The organism is Gluconacetobacter entanii (assembly GCF_003206495.1).
Taxonomy (GTDB): domain Bacteria; phylum Pseudomonadota; class Alphaproteobacteria; order Acetobacterales; family Acetobacteraceae; genus Novacetimonas; species Novacetimonas entanii.
Genome location: NZ_NKUF01000096.1, coordinates 1 through 3745 on the forward strand (window position 1 = coordinate 1; position 3745 = coordinate 3745).

Here is a 3745-nt window from a genome sequence, read left to right on the forward strand (position 1 = left end):
GTATCCTTCATCTGCCGTCCTTTCGCGCAGTCGTTTCTTCCAACGACCATTCTGGCACATTGCGATGCCGTGCGGGGAGGACGGCAACCACCCCATCTCACAAACCTCAAAAATTTCCAACCAAATTGAACCCAAACACCGCCTCTTGGGGGCTCCGCCCCCGCCGGCTCGCGGCCTACGGCGCAAAGTCATGATCTGACGATGCGGAAACGCATCGTCTCTCCACCAGAGCACCTTCCTCATCCACGTTGGCGCCTTCGACGCCCTACGGGGCTCTCCCGTTCAGCGCTCACCCAACGCCTGCAACATCAGAAGAACCGGGCAAAACCATAAACTGCTCAAGACACATCGGAGTTCAGGCGATCATTCAGCAGCTCACGTGTCGCAACATGCCCGCTAGACGCCATAGGATGGCCGTACAGGCGTTATCAGATGTGGTGGCTGTTTGGGTGTCTGTAACGGGTGTTGTGGCTTGTGCGGCCATCCATAGTGCCCTGCGGGGCTTGATAGGCTGGCCATTGCCTATTCGCCTGAGCACGTCAGAAAAATGCATGATGGTTGCTGAAACCGCAAACAGTTATTACATTGGTAATAACATTGAGGGGATTCACTATGGTCGAGCTGAAAGTGCGAAAATTCGGAAACTCACTCGGGGTCGTACTACCCAAGGAAGTGATCTCACGGCTGAACACCCAGGATGGCGCGCCCCTGTATCTGACCGAAGCACCAGAAGGCGGATATCGGCTAGTGCCCTATGATCCTGACTTCGAAACCAAAATGACAAAGGCTGAAGATATTATGCGGCGTTACCGTGATACGCTGCATGTTCTGGCTCAATGACAGCCTTCGTCTGGATAGACGAACGGGATACCCTGATCCTGCATGATCGGCTGTTGGGGGTGCATGGTGGCGCTTCCGGCGTACGGGATGCAGGTCTTCTGAAATCCGCGCTTGCCCGGCCACAGCAGCATGCGGCTTATGCGGATCCGCTGGATCCAGTGCATCTGGCGGCCGTCTATACGGCGGGTATCGTCAAAAACCATCCTTTCATCGACGGGAACAAGCGTACGGGCTTTGTGCTCGGTGTGCTGTTTTTGGAACTGAACGGCTATCGTTTCACGGCAGCCCAGGAAGATGCAGCAAATGCGGTTCTCGCGCTGGCGGCAGGTCAGATGGACGAACTGGGCTATGCGGCATTCCTGACCGCCAATGTCGCATCCGAAAGGGTATGACGGTAAACGAGGAACGCGATGAGTGTGCTTTTTTCGTTTCCTGAGGTGGTTCTGGCGACATTTGTCTTGATGGACCAGACTAATATGGCTAAGTCTTTTTTTTGAGTAAACTCAGGAGGCTTTCGCCATGCGCACGGTCAACATCCACGAAGCCAAGACCCATCTGTCCCGGCTGATTGACGCGGCCATGAAAGGGGAAAGCTTCATCATTGCCAAAGCCGGCCGGCCGATGGTGCGGGTCAGCCCGATTACGGCTCCTGAAGAGTTACAGCAACGGCGTCTGGGGTTTCTTGCTGGAAAAATCCGGGTGCCCGAAGATTTTGATCGCATGGGACAGGACGATATTGTGTCTCTGTTCGACGGTCCGGCATGAGGCTTCTTCTGGATACCCATCTGCTGCTCTGGGCAGCCGGAGAGCCAGATAAGCTGTCAGCACGGGCGAGAACCCTGATGGAAGATCCGGGCAATGATCTGGTCTTCAGTGCGGCCAGTCTCTGGGAGATCACCATTAAGACCGGGCTGGGACGGGCAGACTTCCAGGTCGATCCTCATCTGCTGCGACGCGGTCTGATCGAAAACGGTTATGAGGAGTTACCGATCACCAGCCAGCACGCCTTGGCAGTCGGACAACTGCCAGATGTGCATCGGGATCCCTTTGATCGGATCCTTGTGGCACAGGCCACGGTGGAAGGATTGCTTCTGCTGACCCATGATCCGCTGGTAAAGGCTTATCCAGGCCCGATCGAAGCAGTCTGAAGGAGATCGACCAGTATGAGCTACAAAAATAGGTCCATGCCCTCGCTGCACAGTGACGAAGCGGCCGAGGATTTCGTCGCGACCGTCGATCTGACCCGGTATGACCTGTACGGTTTCAAGCCCATGCGCTTTGAGATCGAACCCAAGGCGGCTGCCCTCAACATGCGCCTGCCGGCGTCCCTGCTGGAGACCGATGTCGCACAGACGCGGTAAAGTATATTCCGACCAGAACAGAGGAGATCGGGCGATGTAGGTACGCTCGGAAATCACTCCGCGCGTCATGGAGGGGAAGCTCCCATGTCTCGCACCTATCATCACAGCCGCAAATACGGTCGCAATCATCGCTGGGCCAACCAGCCGGATCGCTGTGGCTATGGAGGCTCACGTGAAGCCTCTGAATCTCCCAACTGGTACAGTCATCTGCACGATATCCGTCCTGGCCGTCATCATGACAGGCATGTTGCCCGCCTGATCATCAAGGGCGACCTCGATCCTGTCGAGGCGGTCTTTCCGTATACCGGCACCCGGCGACCACACGAATATTACTGGTAATCTTCAGCGCGGGAATGAGGGATCGTTCCCGCGTTCCACGAGGCCATCAGGGACGTGGATTTCGGGGGGGATCGTTCACGACACCAACACCCTCATCAATCCGTGGGGCGAGGCGTAGGGAGGGTGTCAATGGCCGCCTGAATCCGGGCCAGATCGGCGTCCAGAAGAGCAAGAACCTGATCGGCCGGGACAGTGGGTTGCGTGCCTTGCGGATTGCATCCCTTTTGGCAGCCCGTTCGTCGGAAAGGTCCGTCATGGTCATGTCTTCATCGCCTCGTGTTTCGTGGCAGCGACAGGGGCAGAAATCCGCCATGCGTAATCGCAGACATTATCCAGCAATTCTGCTCGTTGTGTCTGACTGTAAGCCATAACGAAATCAGCGACAATTTTTTCTGGCACACCTTCCCGAAGAAGGTTGGCAGCCGTTTCCGCTATTTCCAGATTGACCGCCTCATTGAGCAAGATGAAGGCATCCGTATCGGTCATACGCTTTGCCGCCCGTGCAACGAACCGAGCATTCAGATTCCACATCCATTGATGACGGTTGATTGTATCAGAAAACCATTCTGGAGAATGGTATTCTGGAGCCATTAGGTATCCTCTTGAAGTGTTTGTGGCGGTCAGTTTCCAGACCGTCAAATTGTTCTGTGGCCGAGATTACAATCTGTCCGTTTCGGATGATCGTGTTTTGCAATCAGTCATGTTCCCTGTCCCTGTCGAAGGCATGAAGCCCCGCACGTCTCCAGCGTGCTTTCAGGTCAATCGGAGCAGTATCATTGCTGCCCTGTAGTTGTCCTGCAATATCCAGAAAAGCCCCGAGCAGGGTGGCGCGGTCATCATCGGTCAGATCGACCAGTCCCGCCTTCTGGACCAGACCGCCCAGTTCGATCAGATGATGAGTGCGTTCCCGTCGCGCCTTCGCCCAGTCGCGCATGTCGGTGCGTGCCTTTCGTGCCTGATGGCGATGGATCAGGGCCGCCTGCTTCCTGATCCGTCTTTCAAGCGCCAGCACTTCCGTTCTGATCGTTTCCGGTTCCTTTCCGGCCGCCCTTTTTTGCGCCAGCCTGAAAGAACGCCGTCCCCCGTTCGGTCCACCTCGCGACGGCGAGACTGTGTAGAATTTTGTGCGGTGGCACTTTTTCAGGCCATTGGGAAACGATCATCGAACATGATGGCGAGCTGGCATCTGACAGCATACCATTCGC

General features: G+C 55.9%; 8 protein-coding genes and 1 pseudogene. 6 read left to right on the top strand and 3 right to left on the bottom strand.

What is annotated here, in order from left to right; translation table 11 throughout:
* Window positions 1-612: 612 nt before the first annotated feature.
* The 6 genes from CFR72_RS16390 to CFR72_RS16415 all read left to right on the top strand — a co-directional run bounded on the left by CFR72_RS16390 (window position 613) and on the right by CFR72_RS16415 (window position 2540).
* Window positions 613-840, top strand: a complete 228-nt coding sequence (locus tag CFR72_RS16390) for an AbrB/MazE/SpoVT family DNA-binding domain-containing protein (protein WP_014106734.1) — start codon at window positions 613-615, stop codon at window positions 838-840.
* Entirely contained in the window at window positions 837-1232 is a 396-nt protein-coding gene (locus CFR72_RS16395) for a type II toxin-antitoxin system death-on-curing family toxin (RefSeq protein WP_010665988.1), read from the top strand. Before CFR72_RS16390 ends, CFR72_RS16395 begins: the two co-directional genes overlap by 4 nt.
* Window positions 1233-1359: 127 nt before the next feature.
* Window positions 1360-1605: a type II toxin-antitoxin system Phd/YefM family antitoxin gene (locus CFR72_RS16400; protein ID WP_006560453.1), complete on the top strand. Its 246-nt coding sequence runs from the start codon at window positions 1360-1362 to the stop codon at window positions 1603-1605.
* Window positions 1602-1988: a type II toxin-antitoxin system VapC family toxin gene (locus CFR72_RS16405; RefSeq protein WP_012813382.1), complete on the top strand. Its 387-nt coding sequence runs from the start codon at window positions 1602-1604 to the stop codon at window positions 1986-1988. The genes CFR72_RS16400 and CFR72_RS16405 overlap by 4 nt, the downstream gene beginning before the upstream one ends.
* Window positions 1989-2024: 36 nt before the next feature.
* Window positions 2025-2201, top strand: coding sequence for a CopG family antitoxin (locus CFR72_RS16410; RefSeq protein ID WP_208630095.1), 177 nt, complete (start codon window positions 2025-2027; stop codon window positions 2199-2201).
* 84 nt (window positions 2202-2285) lie between these two features.
* Complete coding sequence (locus CFR72_RS16415) at window positions 2286-2540, top strand: hypothetical protein (RefSeq protein WP_012813384.1); 255 nt, start codon at window positions 2286-2288, stop codon at window positions 2538-2540.
* Between the two features lie 258 nt (window positions 2541-2798).
* Here CFR72_RS16415 and CFR72_RS16420 read toward each other — a convergent pair whose 3' ends face one another.
* From CFR72_RS16420 to CFR72_RS18210, 3 genes and pseudogenes are all read right to left on the bottom strand, one after another.
* A complete protein-coding gene (locus CFR72_RS16420; RefSeq protein ID WP_110914783.1) occupies window positions 2799-3131 on the bottom strand; it encodes a hypothetical protein in 333 nt (110 codons plus the stop codon).
* A 103-nt stretch (window positions 3132-3234) separates the two neighbouring features.
* On the bottom strand, window positions 3235-3474 hold the full coding sequence (locus tag CFR72_RS16425; protein ID WP_110914784.1) for a conjugal transfer protein TraD: 240 nt from the start codon (window positions 3472-3474) through the stop codon (window positions 3235-3237).
* 64 nt (window positions 3475-3538) lie between these two features.
* Window positions 3539-3745 (bottom strand): annotated as a pseudogene (locus CFR72_RS18210) (hypothetical protein); the annotation flags it as partial.

Bases quoted from the DNA above. Each gene is read 5' to 3' on its own strand.
- CFR72_RS16425 (WP_110914784.1), bottom strand. From the start codon at position 3,474: ATGCGCGACTGGGCGAAGGCGCGACGGGAACGCACTCATCATCTGATC.
- CFR72_RS16420 (WP_110914783.1), bottom strand. From the start codon at position 3,131: ATGGCTCCAGAATACCATTCTCCAGAATGGTTTTCTGATACAATCAAC.
- CFR72_RS16395 (WP_010665988.1), top strand. From the start codon at position 837: ATGACAGCCTTCGTCTGGATAGACGAACGGGATACCCTGATCCTGCAT.
- CFR72_RS16390 (WP_014106734.1), top strand. From the start codon at position 613: ATGGTCGAGCTGAAAGTGCGAAAATTCGGAAACTCACTCGGGGTCGTA.
- CFR72_RS16400 (WP_006560453.1), top strand. From the start codon at position 1,360: ATGCGCACGGTCAACATCCACGAAGCCAAGACCCATCTGTCCCGGCTG.
- CFR72_RS16410 (WP_208630095.1), top strand. From the start codon at position 2,025: ATGCCCTCGCTGCACAGTGACGAAGCGGCCGAGGATTTCGTCGCGACC.
- CFR72_RS16415 (WP_012813384.1), top strand. From the start codon at position 2,286: ATGTCTCGCACCTATCATCACAGCCGCAAATACGGTCGCAATCATCGC.
- CFR72_RS16405 (WP_012813382.1), top strand. From the start codon at position 1,602: ATGAGGCTTCTTCTGGATACCCATCTGCTGCTCTGGGCAGCCGGAGAG.